The organism is Streptomyces roseus (genome assembly GCF_001044425.1).
GTDB classification, from domain to species: domain Bacteria; phylum Actinomycetota; class Actinomycetes; order Streptomycetales; family Streptomycetaceae; genus Streptomyces; species Streptomyces roseus.
Genome location: NZ_LFML01000054.1, coordinates 14,654 through 39,599, shown reverse-complemented (window position 1 = coordinate 39,599; position 24,946 = coordinate 14,654). Strand labels below are relative to the sequence as shown.

The following is a 24,946-nucleotide window of genomic DNA, read 5'->3' as shown; positions in this document are numbered from 1 at the left end:
CTTTGTAGGATCAGCCCTGATCCCTTGATCAAGGTGATGGCCTGACTGCCGCCTGGACGGGCGGGGCAATCAGGAAGAGCGGGTGCGCATGAGGGCTATGGGGATTTTGCCGGTGAGGCGGCCTCACGCGTACAACCCTGGTGGGGGGACGCGTGTCCAACTGGCGTGGCAGAGGCACTTCTCGACTTCGCCGTCCTACCGGCGCGCAGCGCACTCGGTGCGCCCCGCCGGCCTTCCCCCGCGCCCGCGCCCGGCGGGTTCCCCGTGATCCTTCCCGTTCCGCCGGCCGCGGCGCCGATCGCCGTGCCCTCCGCCGTACCGATCCGGGGCGGCCGCGTGCCCGCGCCCCGCGATAGCGCGGAGGCCGCCGGGAGCGGGGAGGAGGCGTCCGCCGCGCCCGCCGTCGTCGCCGGCACCACCGTCGACCACCTCACCGAGACCTACCAGGCCCACTACCGCTCCCTGCTCGGCCTGGCCGCCCTGCTCCTCGACGACACCGCCTCCTGCGAGGACGTCGTCCAGGAGGCGTTCATCCGGGTCCATTCCGCCCGCAACCGGGTTCGCGATCGGGACAAGACACTGGCGTATCTGCGCCAGACCGTCGTCAACCTCTCGCGCTCCGCGCTGCGCCGCCGCATCCTCGGCCTCAAGCTGCTCTCGAAGCCGATGCCCGACATGGCCAGTGCCGAAGAGGGCGCGTACGACCAGCTGGAACGGGACGATCTCATCAAGGCGATGCGCGGACTCCAGCGGCGTCAGCGCGAGGTGCTGGTGCTCCGGTACTTCGCGGACATGACGGAGGCCCAGGTCGCCGAGACGCTGGGCGTCTCGCTCGGCTCGGTCAAGGCGTACGGATCCCGGGGCATTGCCGCGCTGCGGGTGGCGATGGAGGCTGCGCAGTCATGATGGACGACCACACCCCGCCGGGCGGCACGGGCGAGGAACAGGCCCTGCGGAGCCTGCTGCGCGGAGCCGTCGAAGGCCTGGAGCCCTCCGACGGCGCGCTGGAGCGGCTGCGGTACGCCGTCCCCGTACGCCGGACCCGCAAGCGCCAGGCCCTCGTCGCGGCGGCCGTGGCCGTGCTGCTGGCCGGTACGGCCGTCCCGGCGGCCCTGCACCTGCACATCACCGGCGGCGAGGGCGGCGGCGCCGACCACTCGGCGATTGCCGGGCACGGCGAGCGGCCAGGGAGCGGGGCCGGCGCCGGCACCTCCGGCCCCCACCAGGACGGCGAGGGCGCCCCCCGGCCCGGCAAGGCCGCAGGCGCCGCCGGCGAGACGGCCGGCACCGGCGCGCGGCCGGACGCGCGGGACGGCGGCGCCCCGACCGGCGCCGGCACGGCCGGCCCGGACACCGCGGGCGCGACCGCGGGCGCCTCGGCCGGCACCGGCCCGCAGCCCCCCGTGGCGGCGTCGCAAGGCGTGCCCGGATGCAGCGCGGAGCAGCTCGGGGTGCAGGGCAGCGCCAAATCCCCGGAGCCCGACGGCAAGGTGTACGGCAGTTTCAAGGTCACCAACGTCTCGGTGCGGGGTTGCACGGTCGTCGGCCCGGACACCGTGACGGCGGCCTCCGTATCGGCGCCCGGCCGGTCCTCGGGGGTCACCGTGGTCGGCCACACGGCGGGGGATCCGGCGGCCGGGCTGCCCGACCCCTCGGCGGAGACGCCGCTGCTGGTGCTGCAGCCGAACACCGCGTACGAGGTCCGCTTCGCCTGGGTCCCCTCGGCGCAGTCCTGCCCGGCGGCCACGCCCGAGCCGCCGCCCAAGCCCCCGGTGGACGCCCCGGAGGGCGGGCAGGCCTCGGCGGCCCGGGCCACGCGTTCGGATCCGGACACCGCCGGCAAGTCCCCGGAGCCGGCCGGGGTGGAGGTGACGCACACGCCGCACACGGCGCTGCCGGGTGCGCCCACCACGCAGACGACGATCCCGGCCGCCTGCGGGGGGACGGTCTACCGGACCGGCGTCATTGCCCTGGACGCGCCGAAGCCCTAGCGCTGGTGGCGGGGCGGGGCGGAGGCCGAAGCAGCGGACGGGCCGACGGGCGTGGCCGGCGTGGCCGCGGCGGGTGCCCCGGCGGCGCCCTGCGGCACCAGCCCGGCCTCGGCGTCGCGCAGGGTCTCCACCTCGCGGCGGTAGAGCCGGAACCACATGAACAGCACGAACGCGGCGAAGACGAACCACTCGCCGGTGTAGCCGAGGTTCTGGAAGGCCTTCAGGTCCAGCCCGGTGTTGCTCGGCGCCTGCGCGGGCACCGGAGTCAGGCCGTCCGCCGGGGTCTGCACCGTCAGCCAGGCGTCGTACAGCCCGTAGGGCACGAGGTTGACCAGCGAGGCCGCCCCGATCACCCCGAGCTGCCCGGCCGGCAGGCCGCCCTCGGCGTACACGCCCTTGCCGGTGGAGCTCTCGGAGGCCTGGAGCGCGCCCGTCACCTCGACCCGCCCGGTCGGCGCGGGCGGGGCCTTCGAGGCGTCCGCGGGGCCCGGCAGCCAGCCCCGGACCACCGGGACGGCCTTGCCGGAGTCGGTCCGCAGCAGGTTCAGGACGTAGAACCCGTTCCGGCCGTCGAGCCGACGCTCGGGGACGAGCAGCTGCTCGGCGTACTCGCCGGAGGCGGAGGCGAGGCGTCCGGAGGTCTTCTTGTCCACCGGGAGCAGCGACTCCAGCGGCGCCGCGGCCTCGGCCGCCGGCCGTCCGGCGCTCGCCTCCTTGTGGCTGTCGACACGGTCCTCGAACCGGCCGAGCTGCCAGGTCCCCATGAACAGGCAGACGGGGACGGCGAGCGCGACGAAGACGTTGATCCCCCACCAGCGCGGGGTCAGGAGAAACCGGTGCACCCCACCACCGTACGGGGGGTGCACCGGATCACCGGGGCCGGGGCCACCGCCGCGGCCGCACCACCTCCTACCGCGGGAGGTGTTCGCGTACGAACTCCAACTCCATCCGGACCTGCTTGATCCGCTCCTCCACGACGAGCGAGCCGTGCCCGGCGTCGTATCGGTACACCTCGTGCACCGCCCCGCGCGCCGCCAGCCGCTCCACGTAGTTCTCGATCTGGCGGATCGGGCAGCGCGGGTCGTTGACGCCCGCCGCGATGTACACGGGGGCCTTGACCGCGTCCACGTACGTGAGCGGCGAGGAGGCCTCGAAGCGGTCCGGGACCTCCTCCGGCGTACCGCCGAAGAGCGTGCGGTCCAGGGACTTCAGCGCCTCCATCTCGTCGTGGTACGCCGTCACGTAGTCGGCGACGGGGACGGCGGCCAGGCCCACGGCCCAGGCCTCCGGCTGCGTGCCGAGCCCCAGCAGCGTCAGGTAGCCGCCCCAGGAACCGCCGGAGAGCACCAGGCGCGCCGGGTCGGCGAGGCCGGAGGCCACCGCCCATTCCCGGACCGCCGCGATGTCCTCCAGCTCGATCAGGCCGACCCGGTGCTTGAGCGCGTCGGTCCACTCGCGGCCGTAGCCGGTCGAGCCGCGGTAGTTGACCCGGACCACCGCGAAACCGTGGTCCAGCCAGGCCGCCGGAGCCGCCGCGAAGGCGTCGCTGTCGTGCCAGGTCGGCCCGCCGTGCACCTCGAAGACCGTCGGGAAGGGGCCGTCGCCGTGGCCCTCGGGCCGCTGCGCCAGCGCGTGGATGCGTCCGCCGGGGCCCTCCACCCACACGTCCTCCACCGGCACCGAGCCGGGCGCCCGGAAGCCGGGAGGCTCCAGGACGATCCCGCCCGCGGTGGACCGTACGGCCGAGGGCTCGGCCGCCGAGGACCACTGGTACTCCACGGTGCCGTCGGGCCGGGCGCTCGCGCCGGAGACGGTGCCGGGCGGGGTGTCGACCCGGACGAGCTCGCGCGCGGCCAGGTCGTAGCGCCAGAGTTCGCTGCGCGCCTCGAAGTCGTGCGCGATCAGCAGCGCGGAGCCGTCTGGGTACCACTCGGCGCTGACGTCGCCCGGCAGCTCGATCGCCAGGTCCTCCTCGGAGCCGGTGGCCACGTCCCAGACCATCGGCTCCCAGCGGCCGCGCCGCTGGTGGCCGACGAGCAGCCGGGTGTCCCCGGCCACCGGCGCGAAGCCGAGCACCTCCAGGCCGAGCTCCACCGTCCCGCCCCGGGAGTCGTCGAGCTCGGCGACGGCGGTCCCGTCGAGGGTGACCACGCGCAGCGCCGAGTGCATGGCGTCGCCGTGCTCGGTGTGCTCGATGGCGATCAGGGTCCCGTCGCGGGAGAGGTCGCCGACGCCGGCCGACTCCCGGTGCCGGTAGATCACCGCGGGCTCCGTGCCGTCCGGGCGCACCACGTGGATGGTGGTCCCCTCCTCGTCGGTGGAGCGGCCGACGACGGCGGTCCCGTCCCGCCCGATGGCGAGCCCGGCCGGGTACGAGGGCTCCAGCCCGGGGGTGGCCGGCTCGTCGGGGCCGCCCGCGAAGGGCTGGCGCACCCAGGTGCCGAACTCGTCGCCGTCGGTGTCGGAGAACCACCAGATCCACTCCCCGTCGGGGGAGAGGGTCCCGTCGGTGGTCCCGTTGGGCCGGTCGGTGGCCTGCCGCCGGCTGTCGGTGGCCCGGTCCCAGGCGTAGAGCTCGTACGTCCCGGTGGCGTTCGACACGAAGAGCGAGCGGTCCGGAGCGTCCTCGGCCCAGTCGGGCAGCCCGACGCGCGGCGCGCGGAAGCGCTTCTCCCAGTCGGGCACGGCCGTGTTGTCAGTCATACCCCCATGTAACCCGATTGGCGCTGCCGAATGGTCGTGGCGGGTGCGAGGCGGCAGCGTGGGCGGGGCCCACCCAGCCGTTTTCCAGTTCCAGTGAGGAGTGATCATGGCGAAGCAGCGCAAGGAACAGACTCACGAGGACCGTCGGTCGTCCGACTCCGGGATGCCGGACAAGCCGGCGATGCTGGTCGAGGACGTGCGCGAGGCGCAGACCATGGCCATGCAGGAGGACCGGATGCGCGAGCAGCAGCGGCGCAAGGGCGGGCGCGGCTGACCCCGGCTCGGATGCCGCCTCCCGCGAGCTGAGGGACGAAGACGCGCGGCATGTGCGGCGCAAGGCCCGGGCCGGGCGCGGCTGAGCCGGGCACGGCCCGGGCCTTGCGCGCGGTGCGGGACGGCAGGACGTCGTGGCCCGCGGTTTCCCCGGAAACCGCGGGCCACGGTCGTAGGGTGGCCCTATGCGGATGATCGTCCGGGGTGCCCGGCTGCTCCACACCGAGGGACTGTCCGATGTGGAGGTCGCGGAGGACGGGCGCATCGCGCGGGTGGTCCCGTACGACGACCAGAAGGAGCCGCCGGCCACCGGCGTGCTGATCGAGGCGCACGGCGGCCTGCTCACCGCCCCCTTCGTCGAGCCGCACATCCACCTGGACACGGCCCTGACCGCCGGGGAGCCGCGCCCGAACGCCTCCGGGACGCTGTGGGAAGGCATCGCCTGCTGGAGCGAGCGCAAGCGGACCCTGACCCGCGAGGACGTCGTCGCGCGGGCCACGGAGGTGCTGCGCTGGCAGGCCGCCCAGGGCGTGCTGCACGTGCGCACGCACTGCGACATCACCGACCCCGCCCTCACCGCGCTGGACGCACTGCTGGAGGTCCGCGACCGGGTCCGGGACGTCATGACCCTGCAGATCGTCGCCTTCCCGCAGGAGGGCGTCGTCTCCTTCCCCGGCGGTGAGGCGCTGCTGCGCGAGGCGGTCGCGCGCGGCGCCGACGTCGTCGGGGCGATCCCGCACTTCGAGGACACCCGCGAGGACGGGGTCGCCTCGCTGGGCATCGCCTTCGCGGTGGCCGAGGAGCACGGGCTGCGCGTGGACGCCCACTGCGACGAGATCGACGACGAGCAGTCCCGCTTCGTGGAGGTGCTGGCCGCGCTCGCGCTGCGCACGGGGCTGCGGGAGCGGGTGACGGCCTCGCACACCACGGCGATGGGCTCCTACGGCGGCGCGTACAGCTTCAAACTCCAGCGGCTGCTCTCCCGTTCCGGCATCAACCTGGTCTCCAACCCCTTCGCGAACCTGGGCCTCCAGGGCCGCTTCGACGGCTACCCGAAGCGGCGCGGGCTCACCCAGGTCAAGGAGATGCTGGCGGCGGGGGTCAACGTGGCCTTCGGCCACGACGACGTGATGGACCCGTGGAACGCGCTCGGCACCGCGAACCCCCTCCAGACCGCCCTCGTCGGGCTGTACGCCGCCCAGCTCACGGGGGCGGACGAGATCCCGGTGGCGTTCGAGATGGTGACGGAGCGCGCGGCGCGGGTGCTGGGCCTGACGGAGGCGGAGTACGGGATCGCCGAGGGCGCGCCCGCCTCCTTCGTGCTGCTGCCGGCCGAGACCCCGGCCGAGGCGGTACGCCGCCAGGTCCGGCCGCGGTACGTGGTCGCGCGGGGGACTGTGCTCGCCGAGACGCCGCCCGCGCCGACGCGGCTGAACTGGCCGGGGGAGGCGCCGGCGGAGGTGGACTTCCGCCGGTCGTAGGACGGCGCCCGCCGCGGCGGTAGCCTGCGCGCATGGCGAGGGACTCGTGGGACTCGTGGAACTCCTGGGACGAGGACGGAACTCCGCACCCGCTCGCGCTGCGCCGCAGCGGCCGCAGCGAGCAGGAGCCGGACCGGCTGCCCGAGGTCCGGGAGCTGGAGGTGCTCGGCTGGGAGCCCGCACCCGGGGAGACGCTGTGGGCGTTCCTCCCGTACGTATGGCCCCCGGCGGCCCGGACCTGGATCCCCGACCGGTCCACCCACTGGGCGGTGGAGACCCGGCTGGACGGCCACGGCCACATCACCGGCGTGGAGGCCGCCCCGCTCGCCGACCCCGATCTCCACGACCTCGACCGGGAGACCGAGGAGGTCCTGGCACGCCTCGGGATCCCGCCCCGTCCGCCGGGCCGCCTGTGGCTCCTGCGCCCGCCCGGCTCCTTCCCCACGGTCGGCACGGTCCTCGACCACCTCCGGACGCTCGCGCGGGAACGCGGGGTGGAGGTCAGCCCCTCGCCGGAGTTCCTGTCACTGACCCGCGCCGAACTGGCGGCACTGGGGTCCGAACCGGAGCCGAACACCTGAGGCGCACCCCCAACGCCCCGCACCCGAGCCCCGGTTCACGAACGGAGACCCCTACCGGCTTCGCCTCTCCGGGAAGGACGCAGAGTCCCGGACGCTCCCTGAACGGGCGCACCAGATGAACACCGTCGAGCACCCGCACACACGCGGCCCGACTCCCCGCCGGAGCCGGATTCCGAGCCCGCCTCCCCGGCGGCTCCCAGGGCAGGCCCGGAAACCACTCAGGGGCCTGATCCACTGAGTGGATCAGGCCCCTGACCTGGTCTTACGAAGTCGGGGTGGCGGGATTTGAACCCACGACCTCTTCGTCCCGAACGAAGCGCGCTGCCAAGCTGCGCTACACCCCGATCGTCGCTTGGCAGCAGTTGCTGTCCTGGCGACATCGATTACTTTAGCGGACCCTCGGCCGGAGACGAAATCCGGTTTTCGCGAGGGGGCCGCCGGGGGGGCTACGCCTTCGGGGTCAGCGTCAGCAGGGTGGCTTCCGGGGGGCAGGCGAAGCGGACCGGGGTGTAGCGGTTCGTGCCGCAGCCCGCCGAGACGTGCAGGTACGCGCGGTGCCCGCCCGCCTCGTGCGTGGAGAGCCCCTTCACCCGCTCCGTGTCCAGGTCGCAGTTGGTGACGAGCGCCCCGTAGAACGGGATGCACAGCTGCCCGCCGTGCGTGTGCCCCGCCAGGATCAGCGGATACCGGTCGGCCGTGAAGGACTCCAGGACCCGCAGGTACGGGGCGTGCACGACCGCCATCGAGAAGTCCGCGTCCGCCTCCGGGCCGCCCGCGACCCGCTCATACCGGTCCCGCTTGATGTGCGGGTCGTCGAGCCCGGTGAACGCCAGATCCAGCCCGGGCAGTTTCAGGCGGCCGCGCGTGTTGGTGAGGTTGACCCAGCCCGCCGCGTCGAAGGCGTCCCGCATCTCCTCCCACGGGTTGTGCACGGCGCCGACGACCGGCTTGTTGCCGTTCAGCCCGTGCCGCCCCTGGACCTTCTCGATCAGGTAGCGCCCGGGGTTGCGCAGCCGCGGCCCGTAGTAGTCGTTCGACCCGAAGACGTACACCCCGGGGAAGGACATCAGCGGGCCCAGGGCGTCCAGTACCTCCGGCACGCCCTCCGTGTCGGAGAGGTTGTCGCCCGTGTTCACCACGAAGTCCGGCCGCAGGCCGGCCAGCGACTGGAGCCAGGCACGCTTCTTGTGCTGCCCGCGCACCATGTGGATGTCGGAGACCTGGAGCACGCGCAGCGGCCGCATCCCGGCGGGGAGCACCGGCACGGTGATCCGGCGCAGCCGGAACGACCGCGCCTCGAAACCGGCGGCATAAGCGACGCCGGCGGCTCCCACCGCCGCGATCGACGCCGTGACCTTCAGGGGTACTCCGTAACGCGCACGCATGGCCCCATCGTCGCAGACGCGGAAAACCTGCGGGCGCCACCGCCCGTCCACCTGGCAGACTCAGGTCATGACCACGCTCAAGGCCAAGCTCCAGGAAGACCTCACCACCGCCATCAGGGCGCGCGACGAGCTGCACTCGTCCACGCTGCGCCTGACCCTCGCCGCCATCACCAAGGAGGAGGTCGCGGGCAAGGAAGCGCGCGTGCTCTCCGACGACGAGGTCCTCAAGGTGATCGCCAAGGAGGCGAAGAAGCGTCGCGAGGCCGCGGAGGCCTTCGCGCAGGGCGGTCGTCCCGAGCAGTCCGCTCGCGAGACGGCGGAGGGCGAGTTCCTCGACACCTACCTGCCCAAGCAGCTCAGCGACGAGGAGCTCGGCGCGATCGTGGCGCAGGCCGTCGAGGAGGCCAAGGCCGCGGGCGCCGAGGGGCCGCGGGCCATGGGCGCCGTCATGAAGATCGTGAACCCGAAGGTGGCCGGTCTGGCGGAGGGCGGCCGCGTCGCCGCCGCCGTCAAGAAGCACCTCGCGTAAGCAGACGAAGCAGAGGGCCCCGTCCGCGCGTCGCGCGGGCGGGGCCCTCTGTCGTCATGGCCTAGTCCTCCAGGCCGCCGATGATGCCGCCCGGGAACGGGTCGGTCGGGGTGTTTCCGCCCGTCGCCCCGCCCGTGGCGCCGGCGCCGCCCGTCGGACCGCCCGCGGCTCCCGCCGTCTGGCCGCCGGGGCGCCCGCCCGGCTTGTTGTCGCCGCCCGGCTTGCCGGGCTTCCCCGGCTTGTTCGGCGCCGGGTTGGTGGGCCGGCCGCCGCCGGTGGGCGCGCCGGTGTCCGGCCCGAGGCCGACGGTGACGAAGTTGGGGGCCTCCCGGCCGTCCAGCGCGCCCGAGACCGCCTGCTTCCAGATCGGGCCGGGCAGCCCGCCGCCGTAGACCTTGTCGTAGTACTGGCCGCCGATGGTGATGTTCTCCATCGACACCTGCTTGGCGCCGCCCGAGCCGACCCAGGTCGCACCCGCCATGTTCGGCGTGTACCCGACGAACCAGGCGTTGTAGCGGCTGTCGGTGGTGCCGGTCTTGCCCGCGTTCTGCCGGTCGGTCAGACCCGCGGCCGTACCCGTACCGGAGTCGATCACGCCGAGCAGCAGCGTGTTGACGGTGTCGGCGGTCTTCTCGCTCATCACGCGGTCGCACTGCGACTTCGGCACGGCCAGCGCCTTGCCGTGCGAGTCCGTGATGGACTCCAGGGCGACGGGGGTGCAGTACACGCCGCGGTTGGCGAAGGTCGCGTACGCGTTCGCCATGGTCAGCGGGGACATGCCCTCGGTGCCGAGCGCGATGGCCGGGACCTCCGGCAGCTTCGTCCCGTCGGCCGGGATCACGCCGAGCTTCGTGGTCATCTCGGTCACGGGGCAGAGCCCGTTCTCGGAGATCATCTCCACGAAGTAGGTGTTGACCGACTTGGCCATGGCCTCCTGCATGCCGTACGGGCCGCGCTCGGACTCCGACTCGTTCTCCACCCGGTCGTGGGAGGTGTTGACCCAGGGCTTGTCGCCGCAGGTCTGCACCGGGCTCGGGTACTCCATGTCGTGCGGGGACGCGTACGTCTTGCCCGCGGGCACGCCCTTCTCCAGGGCCGCGGCCGCGACGAACGGCTTGAAGGTCGAACCGGTCGGGAAGCCGAAGTTCGAGCCGCCCATCCGCTTGTCGACCGAGAAGTTGATCTGAGTCTCGTTCTTCCCGAAGCCGTACGGCTTGGACTGGCCCATCGCGAGGACCCGGCCCGTGCCCGGCTGCACCAGAGTGACGGCCGTGGCGACCTTGTCGTCCTGGTTGACGTGGTCCTTGATGGACTCGTTGACGGACTCCTGCGACTGCGGGTCCAGCGTCGTCCGCACGGTCAGACCGCCCTGGTTCCAGAGCTTGGCCCGCTCCTCGCGGGTCTTGCCGAACACCGGGTCGGTCAGGAACGTGTTGCGCACGTAGTCGCAGAAGAAGCCCGCGCCCTTGACCGCGGTGATGCAGCCGTTCCTCGGCCGCGTCACCTTCAGCGTCACCGGCTTCTTCTTCGCCTCGTCCGCCTCGGCCTGGGAGACGTCCTTCATGTCGGCCATCCGCTGGAGGACGACGTTGCGGCGCTTCATCGCCTCCTGCGCGTCGTTCACCGGGTCGAACCGGCTCGGCGACTGCACGACGCCCGCCAGCAACGCCGACTCGTCCAGGGTCAGGTCCTTGGCCGGCTTGCTGAAGTAGCGCTGGGCGGCGGATTCGATTCCGTATGCCTGCTGGCCGAAGTACGTGATGTTGAGGTAGTTCTCGAGGATCTTCTTCTTCCCGAGTTCCTCCTCGACCTGGATCGAGTACTTCAGTTCCCGGACCTTGCGGCCGAGGCTCTTCTCCTGCGCCTCCCGCACCTTGGTCTCGTCATCGCCGGCCTCTTCGACGAACACGTTCTTCACGTACTGCTGCGTGAGCGTCGAGGCGCCCTGCGCGGCTCCGCCTTCCTGCGCGTTGCGGTTCACCGCGCGCAGGATGCCCTTCGCGTCGATCGCGCCGTGCTCGTAGAAACGCGAGTCCTCGATCGCGACGATCGCCTTCTGCATGTACGGGGAGATGGCCGTCAGCGGCACCACCTGCCGGTCCCGTGAATAGACCGTGGCGATCAGGCCACCCTCGGCGTCCAGAATCGTCGTGCGCTGACTCAGCGGCGGCGTCTTGAGATTGGCCGGGATCTCGTCGAATCCCTCGACCGTTCCCTTCGCGGCGAGCCCGAGGGCGCCTGCGCCCGGGATCGCGATGCCGGCCAGCACAACTCCGGCGAGAACGGACACCCCGAGGAACTTGGCGGCCTGCTGCGGCCCCGTGAGCCCGGCGCCCGAGCGCTTCTTTCCCATAGAGGGCAGCCTACGTTCTCATTCGCCGGACACGCGCGAATGCCTTGGCCTAAGCTGTCCCCAACTGTCACAGCAGTGCGGTGCGACATCAACCCCTCGGCTTGATTTTCACCCTTCCCGAATGGGGTGGACTGATGTCCGAATCTCGCCCGTCACCCTGACGGTCGCTCGTCCGTGGTCCGCCGAGTTCACCCGAATTGCCGGAATGGTCGGGCATGTCGCCGGATCACTCCGTCGGGTGATCTGCCGCTTACCCATAGTCCGTTCGGACCATTCAAGATTGGGCCCGTCGGGGGTGTTGCGCCGTGCCCACCTTCCGTAACGTCCTCAACTGGCAGCGGTGAATATGCCGCTACCGCCGTGGGGGAGCCTCGATTCGGGAGAGGACGGCGCCGGGATGGGCTGGGTTACCGACTGGAGTGCGCAGGCAGCCTGCCGCACTACCGATCCGGATGAACTGTTCGTTCAAGGAGCGGCACAGAACAGGGCCAAGGCGGTGTGCACCGGATGTCCGGTGCGGACCGAGTGCCTGGCCGACGCGCTCGACAATCGTGTCGAGTTCGGAGTATGGGGCGGAATGACCGAGCGGGAACGTCGCGCACTGCTGCGCCGGCGTCCCACCGTCACCTCGTGGCGACGGCTGCTCGAAACCGCCCGCACGGAGTACGAGCGCAGTACCGGCATCCTCACCGTGGATGTCGACGCGGACATCGCGGACCTCGACGTCCCGTACGAGACGTACGCGGCAGCCGGGTAGGCCGCAGGCCCCTCGCGCGGTCCCGCGTACGACTGCCTCCGCACCCGGAGGCACCGCTCGTACGCAGGCAAGCGTCGCAGGCATCCGCCGTACGTACGCCTAAGCTCCGGCCGGCACCCCGGCCGCGAGTCGCTCTCCGATGGCCCGCAGCCCGGCGAGGTCGTGCACATCGCCGGGCAGGGCGGCCACTTCGGCCACCGCCACCTCGGGGTGCAGTGAGGTGAAACGATCGCGTGTGCGCTGTTCACGCGCGATCACCTGCATCCGCTCGGCGTGCAGACGCAGCAGTCCAGCGGTGATCTCGTCCACATCGGCGTCCACATCGGCGTCTCCGTCTACGTGTACGTCTGTGTCCGCGTCGGCCTCCGCGCCGCCGTCCCGGGCCCCGCCGTCCGCCGCGTCGGCCTCCGCGGCCGGGTCACGAAGTCCAGCATTCCCGGGCTCCTGATCGACAATGCCGCCTTCTTCAAGATTCTCTGCGGCGGCCAACGCCCGCTCCGCGGACAGCTGTTCGGCCCCGCTGCCGTGCACCCGGTTCAGTACCAGCCCGGCCAGCGGCATGTCCTCCGCGGCCAGCCGCTCCACGAAGTACGCCGCCTCCCGCAGCGCGTCCGGCTCGGGCGCCGCGACCACCAGGAAGGCCGTCCCCGGAGCCTGGAGCAGCCGGAACGTGGCGTCCGCGCGGGTGCGGAAGCCCCCGAACATCGTGTCCATCGCCGCCACGAACGTCTGCACGTCCTTCAGCAGCGAGGCACCCATCAGCTTGCTCAGCGTGCCGGTCATCAGCGACATGCCGACGTTGAGGAACTTCATCCCCGCCCGGCCGCCCACCTTCGCCGGAGCCATCAGCACCCGGATGAACTTCCCGTCCAGGAAGGACCCCAGCCGCTTCGGCGCGTCGAGGAAGTCCAGCGCGGACCGGCTCGGCGGGGTGTCCACGACGATCAGGTCCCAGTCGTCGCGGGCCCGCAGCTGGCCCAGCTTCTCCATCGCCATGTACTCCTGCGTGCCCGCGAAGCCGGCCGACAGCGACTGGTAGAAGGGGTTGGCGAGGATGGCCCCGGCCCGCTCGGCGTCCGCGTGCCCCTCGACGATCTCGTCGAAGGTCCGCTTCATGTCCAGCATCATGGCGTGCAGTTCGCCGCCGTCCGCCCCGTCGACCCCCTTCACCCGGCGGGGGGTGTTGTCCAGCGAGTCGATCCCCATCGACTGCGCGAGCCGCCGCGCCGGGTCGATCGTCAGCACGACCACCTTCCGCCCGCGCTCCGCCGCCCGCACGCCCAGGGCCGCGGCGGTCGTGGTCTTGCCGACCCCGCCCGCGCCGCAGCAGACGATGATCCGCGTCCCCGGATCGTCCAGCAGCCGGTCCACGGGCAGCCGCGGGGCGGCGTCCATCCGGGGGCCGCCGCTGCCGCTCTTCGTTCCCGTCGTGGCCTCGGTCATTCCTCGCCCGCCTGCTTCCGCAGTTCCGAGGCCAGCTCGTAGAGCCCGGCCAGATCCATTCCCGCGCCGAGCAGGGGGAGTTCGTACGTCTCCATGTCCAGCTGCTCCAGTACGGTGCGCTGCGCGCGCTCCAGCTCCACCCGGCTCGCGTGCTCGGCCGCCTGCGCGAGCAGCGGGTCCACCAGCCGCTCCGCGAGCCCGCCGCGGCGCGCTCCGCCCAGGCCCGCCCGGGAGAGCGCCCTGGCCACCTCGGCCCGCCGCTCGTCGGCGGCGGCTCGCAGGGTGGCCTCGTCCAGATGGTGCGGCCGCACCATGTTGACGACGACCCGCCCCACGGGAAGTCCGGCCTCCCGCAGCTCGGCGATCCCGTCGGCGGTCTCCTGGACGGGCATCTCCTCCAGCAGCGTGACCAGGTGGACGGCCGTCTCCGGGGACTTGAGCACCTTCATGACGGCCTGGGCCTGGTTGTGGATCGGCCCGAACCGGGCCAGCCCCGCCACCTCGTCGTTGACGTTCAGGAAGCGGGTGATCCGTCCGGTCGGCGGAGCGTCCATGATCACGTGGTCGTAGACGTAGCGGCCTGCCTTGTCCTTGCGCCGGACCGCCTCGCACGCCTTGCCGGTCAGCAGCACGTCCCGCAGCCCCGGCGCGATGGTCGTCGCGAAGTCGATGGCGCCGAGCTTCTTCAGGGCGCGCCCGGCGGAGCCCAGCTTGTAGAACATCTGGAGGTAGTCCAGGAGCGCCCGCTCGGCGTCGATGGCCAGCGCGAAGACCTCCCCGCCGCCCGAGGCGACAGCGATCTTGCGCTCCTCGTAGGGGAGCGCCTCCGCGCCGAAGAGCTGCGCGATCCCCTGCCTGCCCTCGACCTCGACCAGCAGCGTCCGCCTGCCCTCGCGCGCGAGGGCGAGCGCGAGTGCCGCGGCGACCGTGGTCTTTCCGGTTCCGCCCTTGCCGCTGACCACCTGGAGCCTGCTCACAGCCTCTGAGCCTAACCACTCGCCCCCGCGGCCGCGCATGAGCCTCCCCCCAACCTCCGGCCGGGGGGAGCACGGGCTCCCAGGCATTACGCTCGCCCCCATGACCAAGAAGTTCGAATACGCGACGGTCCCGCTGCTGGTCCACGCCACCAAGCAGATCCTGGACACCTGGGGCGAGGACGGCTGGGAGCTCGTCCAGGTCGTGCCCGGCCCCAACAACCCCGAGCAGCTCGTGGCCTACCTCAAGCGGGAGAAGGCATGAGCGGCGCTGTCGAGGCGAAGCTGGCCGAGCTCGGCCTGACCCTGCCGGACGTCGTCCCGCCGCTGGCGGCCTATCAGCCGGCCGTGCGGTCGGGCGCGTACGCGTTCACCGCGGGGCAGCTCCCGATGGTGGGCGGCAGCCTGCCGACGACCGGCAAGGTCGGGGCGGAGGTCTCCGCTGAGGAGGCCAAGAAGCTGGCCGCGGTCTGCGCGCTGAACGCCCTGGCGGCGGTCAAGTCCGTGATCGGCGACCTCGACAAGATCGAGCGCGTCGTGAAGGTCGTCGGTTTCGTGGCCTCGGCCCCCGACTTCACCGGCCAGCCGGGCGTGCTGAACGGCGCGAGCGAGCTGCTGGGCGAGGTCCTCGGCGACAAGGGCGTCCACGCCCGCAGCGCGGTCGGCGTGGCGGTCCTCCCGCTGGACGCCCCGGTCGAGGTCGAGCTCCAGGTCGAGGTTTCGTCTTCCTGACGCGCCCCCCGCATGTCGCGGCCCTGGCGGGCCCCACCGGCTTCGCGCCGCTGCGCCGGACTCCGTCCGGCGGCCCGCCGGGGCCGTTCGCCTTGGGCCTCCCGGTCGTGCTGCGCAGGGCCTCCCGGGTCGTTCGCGCAGGGCCTCCCGGGTCGTGCGCGGCGCGCCCGCGGGTTCCGCCCGGTGGGCATGGCCCACTCCGGTGGGCCCTCGAACATCGGGCCGGATACCCGTAGCATCCCGACATGCCGAATGGTCAGCACGGTCAGCAGCAAACCCCCGCCGGGGGCCAGTGGTACCCGCCGGAGTGGCCGGACCGGATCCGCGCGCTCATGGACGGTTCCCTCGTCCCGGTCGAACCCCGGCGCGCCGCCACCGTCATGCTGCTCCGCGACCCCCCCGCCGGACCCGCCGTGCACATGCTGCGCCGCAAGACCTCCATGGCCTTCGCGGGCGGCGCGTACGCCTACCCCGGCGGCGGGGTCGACCCCCGCGACGAGGACCACCTCGTCGGCTGGGCCGGTCCGGGCCAGGACGAGTGGGCCGCCCGCCTCGCCACCGATCCCCGTACCGCGCAGGCGATCGTCTGCGGCGCCGTCCGCGAGACCTTCGAGGAGGCGGGGGTCCTGCTCGCCGGCGAGTCCCCCGACACCGTCGTCGGCGACACCACCGGCGACGACTGGGAGGCCGACCGGGCCGCCCTCGTGGCCCGCGAGCTCTCCTTCGCCGAGTTCCTCGACCGCCGCGGCCTGCTGCTGCGCTCCGACCTGCTCGGCGCCTGGGCCCGCTGGATCACCCCGGAGTTCGAGCCCCGCCGGTACGACACCTGGTTCTTCGTCGCCGCCCTCCCGGAGGGACAGCGCACCCGCAACGCCTCCACCGAGGCCGACCGGACCGTCTGGATCCGCCCCGCGGACGCCGCCGCCGGCTACGACAAGGGCGAGCTGCTGATGATGCCGCCCACCATCTCCACGCTGCGTTCGCTGGAGCCGTACGGGAGCGCCGCGGGCGCCCTCGCCGCGGCGGCCGCCCAGGACCTGACGCCCGTACTGGCGCAGGCCACGCTGGAGAACGGCGAGCTGGTGCTCAGCTGGCCCGGCCACGACGAGTTCACCAAGCACGTCCGCCCGGGAGGCACCCCGTGACCAGTGCGAGCGCCTTGCCCGGACAGCCCCGGGGAATCGTTACCTCAGGGCCCGCCACCGCCCGCGCCGTCAACATCCTGGCCCCCAACGCCTCCGCGATGACCCTGGACGGCACGAACACCTGGCTCGTCTCGGAGCCCGACTCCGCGGAAGCCGTCGTCATCGATCCGGGCCCCCTGGACGAGGCGCACCTGCGCGCGGTCATCGAGACCGCCGAACGGGCCGGCAAGCGGATCGCCCTGACCCTCCTCACCCACGGCCACCCCGACCACGCCGAGGGCGCGGGCCGGTTCGCCGAACTCACCCGTACCAAGGTGCGCGCCCTGGACCCCGCCCTGCGCCTCGGCGACGAGGGGCTCGGCGCCGGGGACGTGATCCGCACCGGCGGCCTGGAGCTGCGCGTGGTCCCGACCCCGGGCCACACCGCCGACTCGCTCTGCTTCCACCTGCCCGCCGACCGCGCCGTCCTGACCGGCGACACGATCCTCGGCCGCGGTACCACCGTCGTGGCCCACCCCGACGGCCGTCTCGGCGACTACCTGGCCTCGCTGCGCCGGCTGCGCTCGCTGACGGTCGACGACGGCGTGCACACGGTCCTTCCCGGCCACGGGCCGGTCCTGGACGACGCGCAGGGAGCGGTGGAGTTCTACCTGGCCCACCGCGCGCACCGGCTCGCCCAGGTGGAGACCGCCGTGGAGGACGGGTACACGACCCCCGAGGCGGTCGTCGCCCACGTGTACGCGGACGTGGACCGCTCGCTGTGGCCGGCCGCGGAATGGTCCGTACGGGCGCAGCTGGAGTACCTGCAAGATCACGGGCTGATCCCCGGGGGCCCCGAATGACCACGGCCGGCGCGTGACGGTGGCCGAGCTGCCGGAGGCGAAGCAGGCGGGCGAGGCCCTGACGGGCATCTGAGCCCGGGAGCCGCGCGCCGGGAAGCGTGCGCCGGGAAGCGCGTACCGGGAGCGGGCGGGAAGCCCGTACCGGGAACGGGAGCCGCAGACGCGGAAGGGCCCCGCCCTACCGGGCAGGACCCCTTCACGCACATCCGTTGCCGCGGTCAGCGCGACCGCTTCGCCAGCCGCTCCACGTCCAGCAGGATCACGGCGCGGGCCTCCAGGCGGAGCCAGCCGCGGCCCGCGAAGTCCGCGAGGGCCTTGTTGACCGTCTCGCGGGAGGCGCCGACCAGCTGGGCCAGCTCTTCCTGCGTGAGGTCGTGCACGACGTGGATGCCTTCCTCGGACTGCACGCCGAAGCGGCGCGACAGGTCCAGGAGGGCGCGGGCCACGCGGCCCGGCACGTCGGAGAAGACCAGGTCGGACATCTGGTCGTTGGTCTTGCGCAGGCGCCGGGCCACCGCGCGCAGCAGCGCGGTCGCGACCTCGGGCCGGGCGTTGAGCCACGGCTGCAGGTCGCCGTGGCCGAGGCCGAGCAGCTTGACCTCGGTCAGGGCGGTGGCGGTGGCGGTGCGCGGGCCCGGGTCGAACAGCGACAGCTCGCCGATCAGCTCACCGGGGCCGAGGACGGCCAGCATGTTCTCGCGGCCGTCGGGGGAGGTGCGGTGGAGCTTCACCTTGCCCTCGGTCACGACATACAGCCGGTCACCGGGGTCGCCCTCGTGGAACAGGGCGTCACCGCGTGCGAGGGTCACCTCGCCCATGGAGGCGCGGAGCTCCGCGGCCTGCTCGTCATCGAGCGCCGCGAAGAGCGGGGCGCGCCGCAGAACGTCGTCCACGAGTCTCTCTCCTATGTCGACCAGCTCAGGGGGCCTGGTGCCCTATTTTGCCGGACGGCTCAAACAGTGCGATCAATCACTACCTAGGATGCCGGACGTACGCGTGTGCTGTGCGGTGAGAGACCAATCAGGGTGGTGTTACCTGAGGTCCAGGCGGGTGTCGGCGCCCGGCCTTAGGCTGGCCGGGTGTCCAATAAGCCGGTGAGAGCACAGGCCAAGGGGTCCGCGGGTGTGACGGGCGGGCCCAATTCAGCTGTGGGCGAACAAGCCCCCGAGAAGGCGCCGGGGAAGCCCCGGACGGCCCTGCCGAGTCCTCAGGGCAAAGGTTCGGCCAAGAAACCGGAATCGCATCTGGCGATGGTGCGCCGGGCCCGCCGCATCAACCGGGAACTGGCCGAGATCTATCCCTACGCCCATCCCGAGCTCGACTTCCGGAACCCGTTCGAGCTGCTCGTCGCGACGGTCCTGTCCGCGCAGACCACCGATCTGCGCGTGAACCAGACGACCCCGGCGCTGTTCGCCGCCTACCCGACGCCCGAGGACATGGCGGCGGCCGTGCCCGAGGAACTGGAGGAGATCATCCGGCCGACCGGGTTCTTCCGGGCGAAGGCGCGCTCCCTCCTCGGCCTCTCGAAGGCGGTGGTGGACGACTTCGGCGGGGAGGTGCCGGGCCGGATCGAGGATCTGGTGAAGCTGCCCGGAGTCGGCCGCAAGACGGCCAATGTGGTCCTCGGCAATGCGTTCGGAGTCCCGGGGATCACCGTGGACACCCACTTCGGCCGGCTGGTGCGCCGCTGGAAGTGGACCGAGCAGGAGGATCCGGAGAAGGTCGAGGCGGAGGTCTGCGCGATCTTCCCGAAGAGCGAGTGGACGATGCTCTCGCACCGCGTCGTCTTCCACGGCCGCCGCATCTGCCACTCCCGCAGGCCCGCCTGCGGCGCCTGCCCGATCGCCCCGCTGTGCCCGGCGTACGGGGAGGGCGAGACCGACCCGGAGAAGGCGAAGAAGCTGCTCAAGTACGAGAAGGGCGGTCAGCCCGGCCAGCGGCTGAGCCCGCCGCCGGACTACCCGGGCCTCCCGGCCCCGCCGCTGGGCGCCACGCAAGCGGCCGAGGCCGAGGCCTGAGCACGCCGGCCGCGGCGCACGCGGCGGCCGGCCGTGGGGCCACAAGCACGCAGCACAGAGCACGCAGCACAGAGCACGCAGCACGGCCGCGGGCCGCCGCCACCGGGCGGCCCGCGGCGGAACGAATCCGGCCCGAGGGTGCGTTGTCCCCGTACCGGGACGGCGAAGGTGTCGGCGACGGCAGGGAGCAGGGGTGCCTATGACGCGCGGAGCGCGGGACGACAGGGGCGTGGCCCAGGCGGCCGCGCCGCCGGAACAGGGCGAGCCGCAGGCCTCGTACGGGGCCCCGTACGAGAACCCGTACCAGGCCCCGCACGGGGGCCGATTCGAGACCCCGCGCGCGGACCCGGATGCTCTGCGCGTGAGCACCCACGGCCTGCCCCGGTGGCTCGATCCCGTCGTGGAGGCCGCGGCGACGGTCCGGCCGACCCAGCTCAGCCGGTTCCTGCCGCCCGAGGACGGCCGCGGCCGCCAGTCCGCCGTGCTGGTGCTCTTCGGCGAGGGCCCCCACGGCCCCGAGCTGCTGCTCATGGAGCGTGCCGGGACCCTGCGTTCCCACGCGGGCCAGCCCTCCTTCCCCGGTGGCGCCCTCGACCCGGAGGACGGCGATCCGCACACCACCGGCCCGCTGCGCGCCGCCCTGCGCGAGGCCGAGGAGGAGACCGGGCTCGACCCCTCGGGCGTCCAGCTCTTCGGCGTCCTGCCGCGCCTGTACATCCCGGTCAGCGAGTTCGTCGTCACGCCCGTCCTCGGCTGGTGGCGCGATCCCAGCCCCGTCGGCGCCGTGGACCCGGCCGAGACCGCCCGCGTCTTCACGGTTCCCGTGGCCGATCTCACGGACCCCGATCATCGGGTCATGGCCGTCCACCCGAGCGGCCACCTGGGGCCCGCCTTCACCGTCGAATCGGCTCTGGTCTGGGGTTTTACGGCCGGAGTGATCGACCGGATCCTGCATTTCGCGGGATGGGAGCGCCCCTGGGACCGATCGAGGCAGGTCCCGCTCGACTGGCGCGCATGAGACGGTGACCCTCGTGAACGTGCTGGACATCCTGTTGCTGGTCGCCGCCGTGTGGTTCGCGATCGTCGGCTACCGCCAGGGGTTCGTCGTCGGCATCCTGTCGGTGATCGGCTTCCTCGGCGGTGGTCTCATCGCCGTGTCCCTGCTCCCGCTGATATGGGACCGGGTGACCGACAACGGCACCCAGGTCTCGACCACGGTCGTGGTCATCGCCGTGGTCGTGATCATCGTCTGCGCCTCGATCGGGCAGGCCTTCACCACCCATCTGGGCAACCGCCTGCGCCGCCACATCACGTGGTCGCCGGCGCGCGCGCTCGACGCGACCGGCGGCGCCCTGGTCAACGTCGTCGCGATGCTGCTGGTGGCGTGGCTGATCGGCTCGGCCCTCGCCGGGACCTCACTTCCCACCCTGGGCAAGGAAGTCCGCAACTCCAAGGTCCTGCTGGGCGTGTCGCGCGTGCTGCCCACGCAGGCCAACACCTGGTTCTCGGACTTCAGCTCCACCCTCGCGCGCAGCGGATTCCCGCAGGTCTTCAGCCCGTTCTCCAACGAGCCGATCACCGAGGTGAAGGCGCCCGACCCCGCGCTGGCCCGCAGCCCCGTCGCCGAGACGGCCAAGCGCTCGATCGTGAAGGTCGTCGGCACCGCGCCGAGCTGCAGCAAGGTCCTGGAGGGCACCGGCTTCGTCTTCGCGCCCGGCAAGGTGATGACCAACGCGCATGTCGTCGGCGGGGTCGGCGAGCCGACCGTGCAGATCGGCGGCGAGGGCAAGCTCTACGACGGCAAGGTCGTGCTCTACGACTGGGAGCGCGACATCGCCGTCCTGGACGTGCCCAAGCTGAAGGCGCCCGCGCTGGAGTTCACCGACAAGGACGCGGCGAGCGGCAGCGACGCGATCGTCGCCGGCTTCCCGGAGAACGGCGCGTACGACGTCCGCGCGGCGCGCGTGCGCGGCCGGATCAACGCCAACGGTCCCGACATCTACCACCGCGGCACCGTCCGCCGTGACGTCTACTCGCTCTACGCGACCGTCCGCCAGGGCAACTCCGGCGGGCCGCTGCTGACGCCCGACGGCAAGGTGTACGGGGTCGTCTTCGCGAAGTCGCTCGACGACCCCAACACCGGGTACGCGCTGACGGCGGACGAGGTCCGCGACGACATCCGGATCGGGAAGACCTCCGACCGGAGGGTCGACAGCCAGGGCTGCGCCCTCTGACCCGTACGGAACGGAACGGAGCGGAACGGGGGGCGGCCGCGATTGCGGCCGCGTCCCCGGACGGCGCCGGCTACGTCCGGGGATGCCGCAGGCGTGCCGAGACCCACCGGGCCCGGCGGCGCAGGATGCGCGGAATCCCGAGGCGGAGGTCGTGGCCGTCCCGGCCCGTCCTCCCGTAGGTGCCCGGCGTCGCTGCCGGGCGGCGTTCGCGTGCGGTGTCACCGTAGTCGTGCGTCCAGCCCATACAACGAGCTGTGCCCGGGCCCCAAGGTCCGTAATCCCGTCCGGAGCGGCCAATTGGCCTATGCGCCGGGCAATTGAACGCTCGTAGGACAGTCGTACTGATGACTGGTCAGCTGAGATCCCGTCGGATCAGCGGTCCGGCTCGGGGTCCTTCAGCCAGTTCACCAGCTCCGTCGAGAAGGCCGCGGGATCCTCCTCGTGGGGGAAGTGCCCGAGCCCGTCGAACAGCCGCCACCGGTAAGGGGCTTCGACGTACTCCCCGGAGCCGGCCGCACTGCGCGTGCGCATCACCGGGTCGAGCGAGCCGTGCAGGTGCAGCGTCGGCACGCGCACCGGCCGCTTCATCCGGCGGTTGAACTGGAGACCGTCCGGCCGGGCCATCGACCGCATCATCCAGCGGTACGGCTCGATCGAGCAGTGTGCGGTGGACGGGATGCGCATCGCCCGCCGGTACACGTCGAGGTCCTCCTGCGCGGGCGGCAGCGGGCCGGACCACTCCCGGATCAGCTCGCCCACGAGCGCCCCGTCGTCGGCGACGAGCTGCCGCTCCGGGATGAACGGCCGCTGGAAGCCCCAGATGTGTGAACTCGCCCGGGTCTGGCCGAAGTCGGACAGCATCGCCGAGCGCCAGCGCCGCGGGTGCGGCATCGAGGAGACCACGAGCCGGCGCACCAGCTTGGGCCGCATCACGGCCGCGGTCCAGGCGAGGTAGCCGCCCAGGTCGTGCCCGACGAGGGCGGCGTCGGGCTCGCCGAGGGACCGTACGACCCCGGTGATGTCGAGGGCCAGGTTCGCGGGGTCGTAGCCGCGCGGGGTGCGGTCGCTGCCGCCCACCCCGCGCAGGTCCATCGCGACGGCCCGGTACCCGGCGTCGGCGAGCGCGGTCAGCTGGTGCCGCCACGTCCACCAGAACTGCGGGAAGCCGTGCAGCAGCAGCACCAGCGGCCCGTCGCCCATCTCGGCGACGTGGAACCGGGCCCCGTTGGCCGCGACGTCCCGGTGGGTCACCGCCCGCCCACCGGGCACGTCGATCCTGACCGCCGTCGCGGCGGTGGGCGGAGTGCTGGAGTCCGGTGAGGGCGCTGTCATGAGGACGAGCGTGCCACACCCACGGCCTGGTCACTCACCGACCGCGGATGCGGCTTGACGGTACTGACGACCGCCGCGGTCTGCTTGACCGACGCGATGGTCTTCTCCGGCGGCTTGACCTTCTTGAACTTCGATACGGCGATCAGCGACAGCAGGCCCGCGAGCACCAGGAACGCCACGCCGACGATGAGGAACGACCAGGCCAGCCCGAGCCCGAGGTTGTGGATCCCGTACGCCGCGGCGAAGCTCAGCACGGGCAGGGAGAACAGGGCGAACACCCCCGCGATCCCGATGGCGGATCCGCCGATGCCCACGCGCTTGACGTCCTGGCGGATCTCCGCCTTGGCGAGGGCGATCTCGTCGTGCACCAGGGCGGACATCTCGGCGGTGGCCGAGGCGACCAGCTGGCCGAGTGTGCGCTCGGCTCCTTGCGCCCCTTGGTCCACTGCGCTCATCGCTCTCTCCCTCTGTCATCTGCCGTCGTCTGCTGTCGACGCCCTGCGCGGCGGCGCCTGTCCTGCGCCCGTCACCGCACCCGTCGCGGCGTCAGTTCAGATCATGCCGGACGGCCGCGCTCGGCGCTGGACCCGGTGGCCGCTTCGTCCCGCGCGGCGGCCGCGGCCGCCTCGGCCCTGCGGCGGTGCTCCGCGGCCTTCGCCTCGTAGATCTTCGCCATCCGCAGGTGGTACTCCGGCTTGTCCTGCTCGTAGATGTCCGGGATGCCGTCGAGGTCCTCGTCACGCTCCTCGTCCTCGGTGAGGGCCCGGTACGTGCGGTTGCGCAGCTTGAGCAGGACGCTCGCGATGACGGCGGCGATGAGGGAGCCGAAGAGGACGGCGGCCTTCACCTCGCCGGTGAGCGTCGGGTCGCCGGTGAAGGCGAGTTCGCTGATGAGCAGCGAGACGGTGAAGCCGATGCCGGCGAGGGAGGCCACCGCCAGTACGTCGGGCCAGGCCAAGTCCTCGTTGAGCGAAGCGCGAGTGAAGCGGGCGGCCAGCCAGGTGCCGCCGAAGATGCCGACGGCCTTGCCGATGACCAGGCCGAGCACGACACCGAGGGTCTCGGGCCGGGTGAAGACCTGGGCGATGGCCTCGTCGGAGAGCGAGACCCCGGCCGAGAACAGCGCGAAGAGCGGGACGGCGAGGCCCGCCGAGATGGGCCGTACGAGGTGCTCGATGTGCTCGCCGGGGGAGGTGTCCTCGCCCTCCTTGCGGGAGCAGCGGAGCATCAGGCCCATCGCGACGCCGGCGATGGTGGCGTGGACCCCGCTGTTGTACATCAGGCCCCAGATGACCAGGGCGAGCGGGACGTACACGTACCAGCCGCGGACACCCGCGCGGAGCAGGAACCAGAAGACGGCCAGGCCGAGGACCGCGCCGCCGAGGGCCAGGAAGTCGATCTCGCTGGTGAAGAACACCGCGATGATCATGATGGCGAAGAGGTCGTCGACGACGGCGAGGGTCAGCAGGAAGGCGCGCAGGGCGGACGGCAGTGAGGTGCCGATGACGGCCAGGACGGCGAGGGCGAAGGCGATGTCGGTGGCGGTCGGGACCGCCCAGCCGTCCATCGAGCCGCCGCCGGCCGCGTTGACCAGTACGTACACCAGCGCGGGCACGGCCATCCCGCAGACGGCGGCGATCACCGGGAGGGCCGCCGCCTTCGGGTCGCGCAGATCTCCCGCGACCAGCTCGCGTTTGAGCTCGATGCCGGCGACGAAGAAGAAGATCGCGAGGAGCCCGTCGGCCGCCCAGTGCTGGATCGAGAGGTCCAGGCCGAGGGAGGCGGGGCCGATGTGGAAGTCGCTCACGTCCGCGTAGCCGGCGGAGAGGGCGGGGATGTTCGCCCACAGCAGGGCGGCGATGGCGGCCACGAGCAGGAGCACGCCGCCGACGGTCTCGGCGCGCAGGGCGTCGGCCACGAAGCGCCGCTCGGGCAGGGAGAGCATGCCGAGGAACTTGCGGCTGTGGCGGTCGGTGGGGCTGGGCGCGGCCACGGGGGACACCTCCGGGTGGGTTGGACGGCATGGCGAAGCTCATTGCCGACCAGACTTCCCGGCGCACCCTGTGGACCTGCATTTTTACGCTTCGCTCACTTTACAGGGTGACGCGAGGACGTATCCGGCGATCATCACTTTATGCGCGAAAGGGGCATCCGGCGCGATACGCCGGATACC

At 72.4% G+C, this 24,946-nt stretch carries 24 protein-coding genes and 1 tRNA gene; 14 read left to right on the top strand and 11 right to left on the bottom strand.

The features are described from left to right. Positions 1–165 precede the first annotated feature (165 nt). The gene (locus ACS04_RS14810; protein WP_078864772.1) at positions 166–906 is read left to right on the top strand and encodes a SigE family RNA polymerase sigma factor; all 741 of its coding nucleotides are present in this window, start codon (positions 166–168) and stop codon (positions 904–906) included. Beyond that, the gene (locus ACS04_RS38160; protein ID WP_053080770.1) at positions 903–1,991 is read left to right on the top strand and encodes a hypothetical protein; all 1,089 of its coding nucleotides are present in this window, start codon (positions 903–905) and stop codon (positions 1,989–1,991) included. The genes ACS04_RS14810 and ACS04_RS38160 overlap by 4 nt, the downstream gene beginning before the upstream one ends. On the opposite strand, the gene ACS04_RS14800 is transcribed toward ACS04_RS38160, so the two are convergent. Both ACS04_RS14800 and ACS04_RS14795 read right to left on the bottom strand, forming a co-directional pair. Further along, positions 1,988–2,833, bottom strand: coding sequence for an SURF1 family protein (locus ACS04_RS14800; RefSeq protein WP_048477048.1), 846 nt, complete (start codon positions 2,831–2,833; stop codon positions 1,988–1,990). The genes ACS04_RS38160 and ACS04_RS14800 overlap by 4 nt on opposite strands. Before the next feature lie 67 nt (positions 2,834–2,900). Next, positions 2,901–4,694 carry a S9 family peptidase gene (locus ACS04_RS14795; RefSeq protein WP_048477047.1) on the bottom strand — a complete coding sequence of 598 codons (1,794 nt, stop codon included), beginning with the start codon at positions 4,692–4,694 and terminating at the stop codon, positions 2,901–2,903. Positions 4,695–4,800: 106 nt separating this feature from the next. On the opposite strand from ACS04_RS14795, the gene ACS04_RS38155 reads away from it, so the two are divergent. The 3 genes from ACS04_RS38155 (at position 4,801) to ACS04_RS14785 (ending at position 7,029) form a co-directional block, all read left to right on the top strand. Then, positions 4,801–4,968, top strand: a complete 168-nt coding sequence (locus ACS04_RS38155) for a hypothetical protein (RefSeq protein WP_158977259.1) — start codon at positions 4,801–4,803, stop codon at positions 4,966–4,968. 184 nt (positions 4,969–5,152) lie between these two features. Beyond that, positions 5,153–6,448, top strand: coding sequence for a cytosine deaminase (gene codA, locus ACS04_RS14790; protein WP_245236395.1), 1,296 nt, complete (start codon positions 5,153–5,155; stop codon positions 6,446–6,448). 32 nt (positions 6,449–6,480) lie between these two features. Beyond that, positions 6,481–7,029: a DUF5956 family protein gene (locus ACS04_RS14785; RefSeq protein WP_048477046.1), complete on the top strand. Its 549-nt coding sequence runs from the start codon at positions 6,481–6,483 to the stop codon at positions 7,027–7,029. A 270-nt stretch (positions 7,030–7,299) separates the two neighbouring features. Here ACS04_RS14785 and ACS04_RS14780 read toward each other — a convergent pair. Further along, positions 7,300–7,373 (bottom strand) — tRNA-Pro (locus tag ACS04_RS14780). A gap of 102 nt (positions 7,374–7,475) precedes the next feature. Continuing rightward, a complete protein-coding gene (locus ACS04_RS14775; RefSeq protein ID WP_048477045.1) occupies positions 7,476–8,414 on the bottom strand; it encodes a metallophosphoesterase in 939 nt (312 codons plus the stop codon). Between the two features lie 67 nt (positions 8,415–8,481). Between ACS04_RS14775 and ACS04_RS14770 the strand changes: the two genes are divergently transcribed. Further along, the gene (locus ACS04_RS14770) at positions 8,482–8,943 is read left to right on the top strand and encodes a GatB/YqeY domain-containing protein (RefSeq protein ID WP_048477044.1); all 462 of its coding nucleotides are present in this window, start codon (positions 8,482–8,484) and stop codon (positions 8,941–8,943) included. A gap of 61 nt (positions 8,944–9,004) precedes the next feature. Here the strand turns inward: ACS04_RS14770 and ACS04_RS14765 are convergent, their stop codons facing one another. Then, a complete protein-coding gene (locus ACS04_RS14765) occupies positions 9,005–11,296 on the bottom strand; it encodes a transglycosylase domain-containing protein (protein WP_048477043.1) in 2,292 nt (763 codons plus the stop codon). A gap of 397 nt (positions 11,297–11,693) precedes the next feature. Between ACS04_RS14765 and ACS04_RS14760 the strand changes: the two genes are divergently transcribed. Then, positions 11,694–12,053 (top strand): WhiB family transcriptional regulator, encoded by a 360-nt coding sequence (locus ACS04_RS14760; protein ID WP_048477042.1) that lies wholly within the window; start codon positions 11,694–11,696, stop codon positions 12,051–12,053. A 99-nt stretch (positions 12,054–12,152) separates the two neighbouring features. Here ACS04_RS14760 and bagB read toward each other — a convergent pair whose 3' ends face one another. Further along, positions 12,153–13,496, bottom strand: a complete 1,344-nt coding sequence (gene bagB / locus ACS04_RS14755) for an ATPase BagB (protein WP_078864768.1) — start codon at positions 13,494–13,496, stop codon at positions 12,153–12,155. Then, positions 13,493–14,473, bottom strand: a complete 981-nt coding sequence (gene bagA / locus ACS04_RS14750; protein ID WP_048477041.1) for an ATPase BagA — start codon at positions 14,471–14,473, stop codon at positions 13,493–13,495. The genes bagB and bagA overlap by 4 nt, the downstream gene beginning before the upstream one ends. Positions 14,474–14,573: 100 nt before the next feature. Here bagA and sp36 point away from each other — a divergent pair, with 100 nt between their 5' ends. The 4 genes from sp36 to ACS04_RS14735 all read left to right on the top strand — a co-directional run bounded on the left by sp36 (position 14,574) and on the right by ACS04_RS14735 (position 17,189). Continuing rightward, positions 14,574–14,735, top strand: coding sequence for a Sp36 family protein (sp36, locus tag ACS04_RS37450; protein WP_007264966.1), 162 nt, complete (start codon positions 14,574–14,576; stop codon positions 14,733–14,735). Then, on the top strand, positions 14,732–15,202 hold the full coding sequence (locus tag ACS04_RS14745; RefSeq protein WP_048477040.1) for a RidA family protein: 471 nt from the start codon (positions 14,732–14,734) through the stop codon (positions 15,200–15,202). Before sp36 ends, ACS04_RS14745 begins: the two co-directional genes overlap by 4 nt. A gap of 245 nt (positions 15,203–15,447) precedes the next feature. Further along, positions 15,448–16,347, top strand: coding sequence for an NUDIX hydrolase (locus ACS04_RS14740; RefSeq protein ID WP_048477039.1), 900 nt, complete (start codon positions 15,448–15,450; stop codon positions 16,345–16,347). Then, positions 16,344–17,189, top strand: coding sequence for an MBL fold metallo-hydrolase (locus ACS04_RS14735; RefSeq protein WP_048477038.1), 846 nt, complete (start codon positions 16,344–16,346; stop codon positions 17,187–17,189). Before ACS04_RS14740 ends, ACS04_RS14735 begins: the two co-directional genes overlap by 4 nt. Positions 17,190–17,407: 218 nt before the next feature. Here the strand turns inward: ACS04_RS14735 and ACS04_RS14730 are convergent, their stop codons facing one another. Next, positions 17,408–18,082 (bottom strand): Crp/Fnr family transcriptional regulator, encoded by a 675-nt coding sequence (locus ACS04_RS14730; protein ID WP_003981529.1) that lies wholly within the window; start codon positions 18,080–18,082, stop codon positions 17,408–17,410. A 357-nt stretch (positions 18,083–18,439) separates the two neighbouring features. Here ACS04_RS14730 and nth point away from each other — a divergent pair, with 357 nt between their 5' ends. The 3 genes from nth to ACS04_RS14715 all read left to right on the top strand — a co-directional run bounded on the left by nth (position 18,440) and on the right by ACS04_RS14715 (position 21,441). Beyond that, positions 18,440–19,207 carry an endonuclease III gene (gene nth / locus ACS04_RS14725; RefSeq protein ID WP_048477037.1) on the top strand — a complete coding sequence of 256 codons (768 nt, stop codon included), beginning with the start codon at positions 18,440–18,442 and terminating at the stop codon, positions 19,205–19,207. A 199-nt stretch (positions 19,208–19,406) separates the two neighbouring features. Next, positions 19,407–20,225: an NUDIX hydrolase gene (locus tag ACS04_RS14720; RefSeq protein WP_078864764.1), complete on the top strand. Its 819-nt coding sequence runs from the start codon at positions 19,407–19,409 to the stop codon at positions 20,223–20,225. Positions 20,226–20,238: 13 nt separating this feature from the next. Further along, positions 20,239–21,441, top strand: coding sequence for a MarP family serine protease (locus ACS04_RS14715; RefSeq protein ID WP_048477061.1), 1,203 nt, complete (start codon positions 20,239–20,241; stop codon positions 21,439–21,441). Positions 21,442–21,813: 372 nt separating this feature from the next. On the opposite strand, the gene ACS04_RS14710 is transcribed toward ACS04_RS14715, so the two are convergent. From ACS04_RS14710 to nhaA, 3 genes are all read right to left on the bottom strand, one after another. After that, positions 21,814–22,773: an alpha/beta fold hydrolase gene (locus ACS04_RS14710; RefSeq protein WP_048477036.1), complete on the bottom strand. Its 960-nt coding sequence runs from the start codon at positions 22,771–22,773 to the stop codon at positions 21,814–21,816. Then, positions 22,770–23,228, bottom strand: a complete 459-nt coding sequence (locus tag ACS04_RS14705) for a phage holin family protein (RefSeq protein WP_048477035.1) — start codon at positions 23,226–23,228, stop codon at positions 22,770–22,772. The genes ACS04_RS14710 and ACS04_RS14705 overlap by 4 nt, the downstream gene beginning before the upstream one ends. Positions 23,229–23,329: 101 nt before the next feature. Next, a complete protein-coding gene (nhaA, locus tag ACS04_RS14700; protein WP_048477034.1) occupies positions 23,330–24,766 on the bottom strand; it encodes a Na+/H+ antiporter NhaA in 1,437 nt (478 codons plus the stop codon). Positions 24,767–24,946 lie beyond the last annotated feature (180 nt).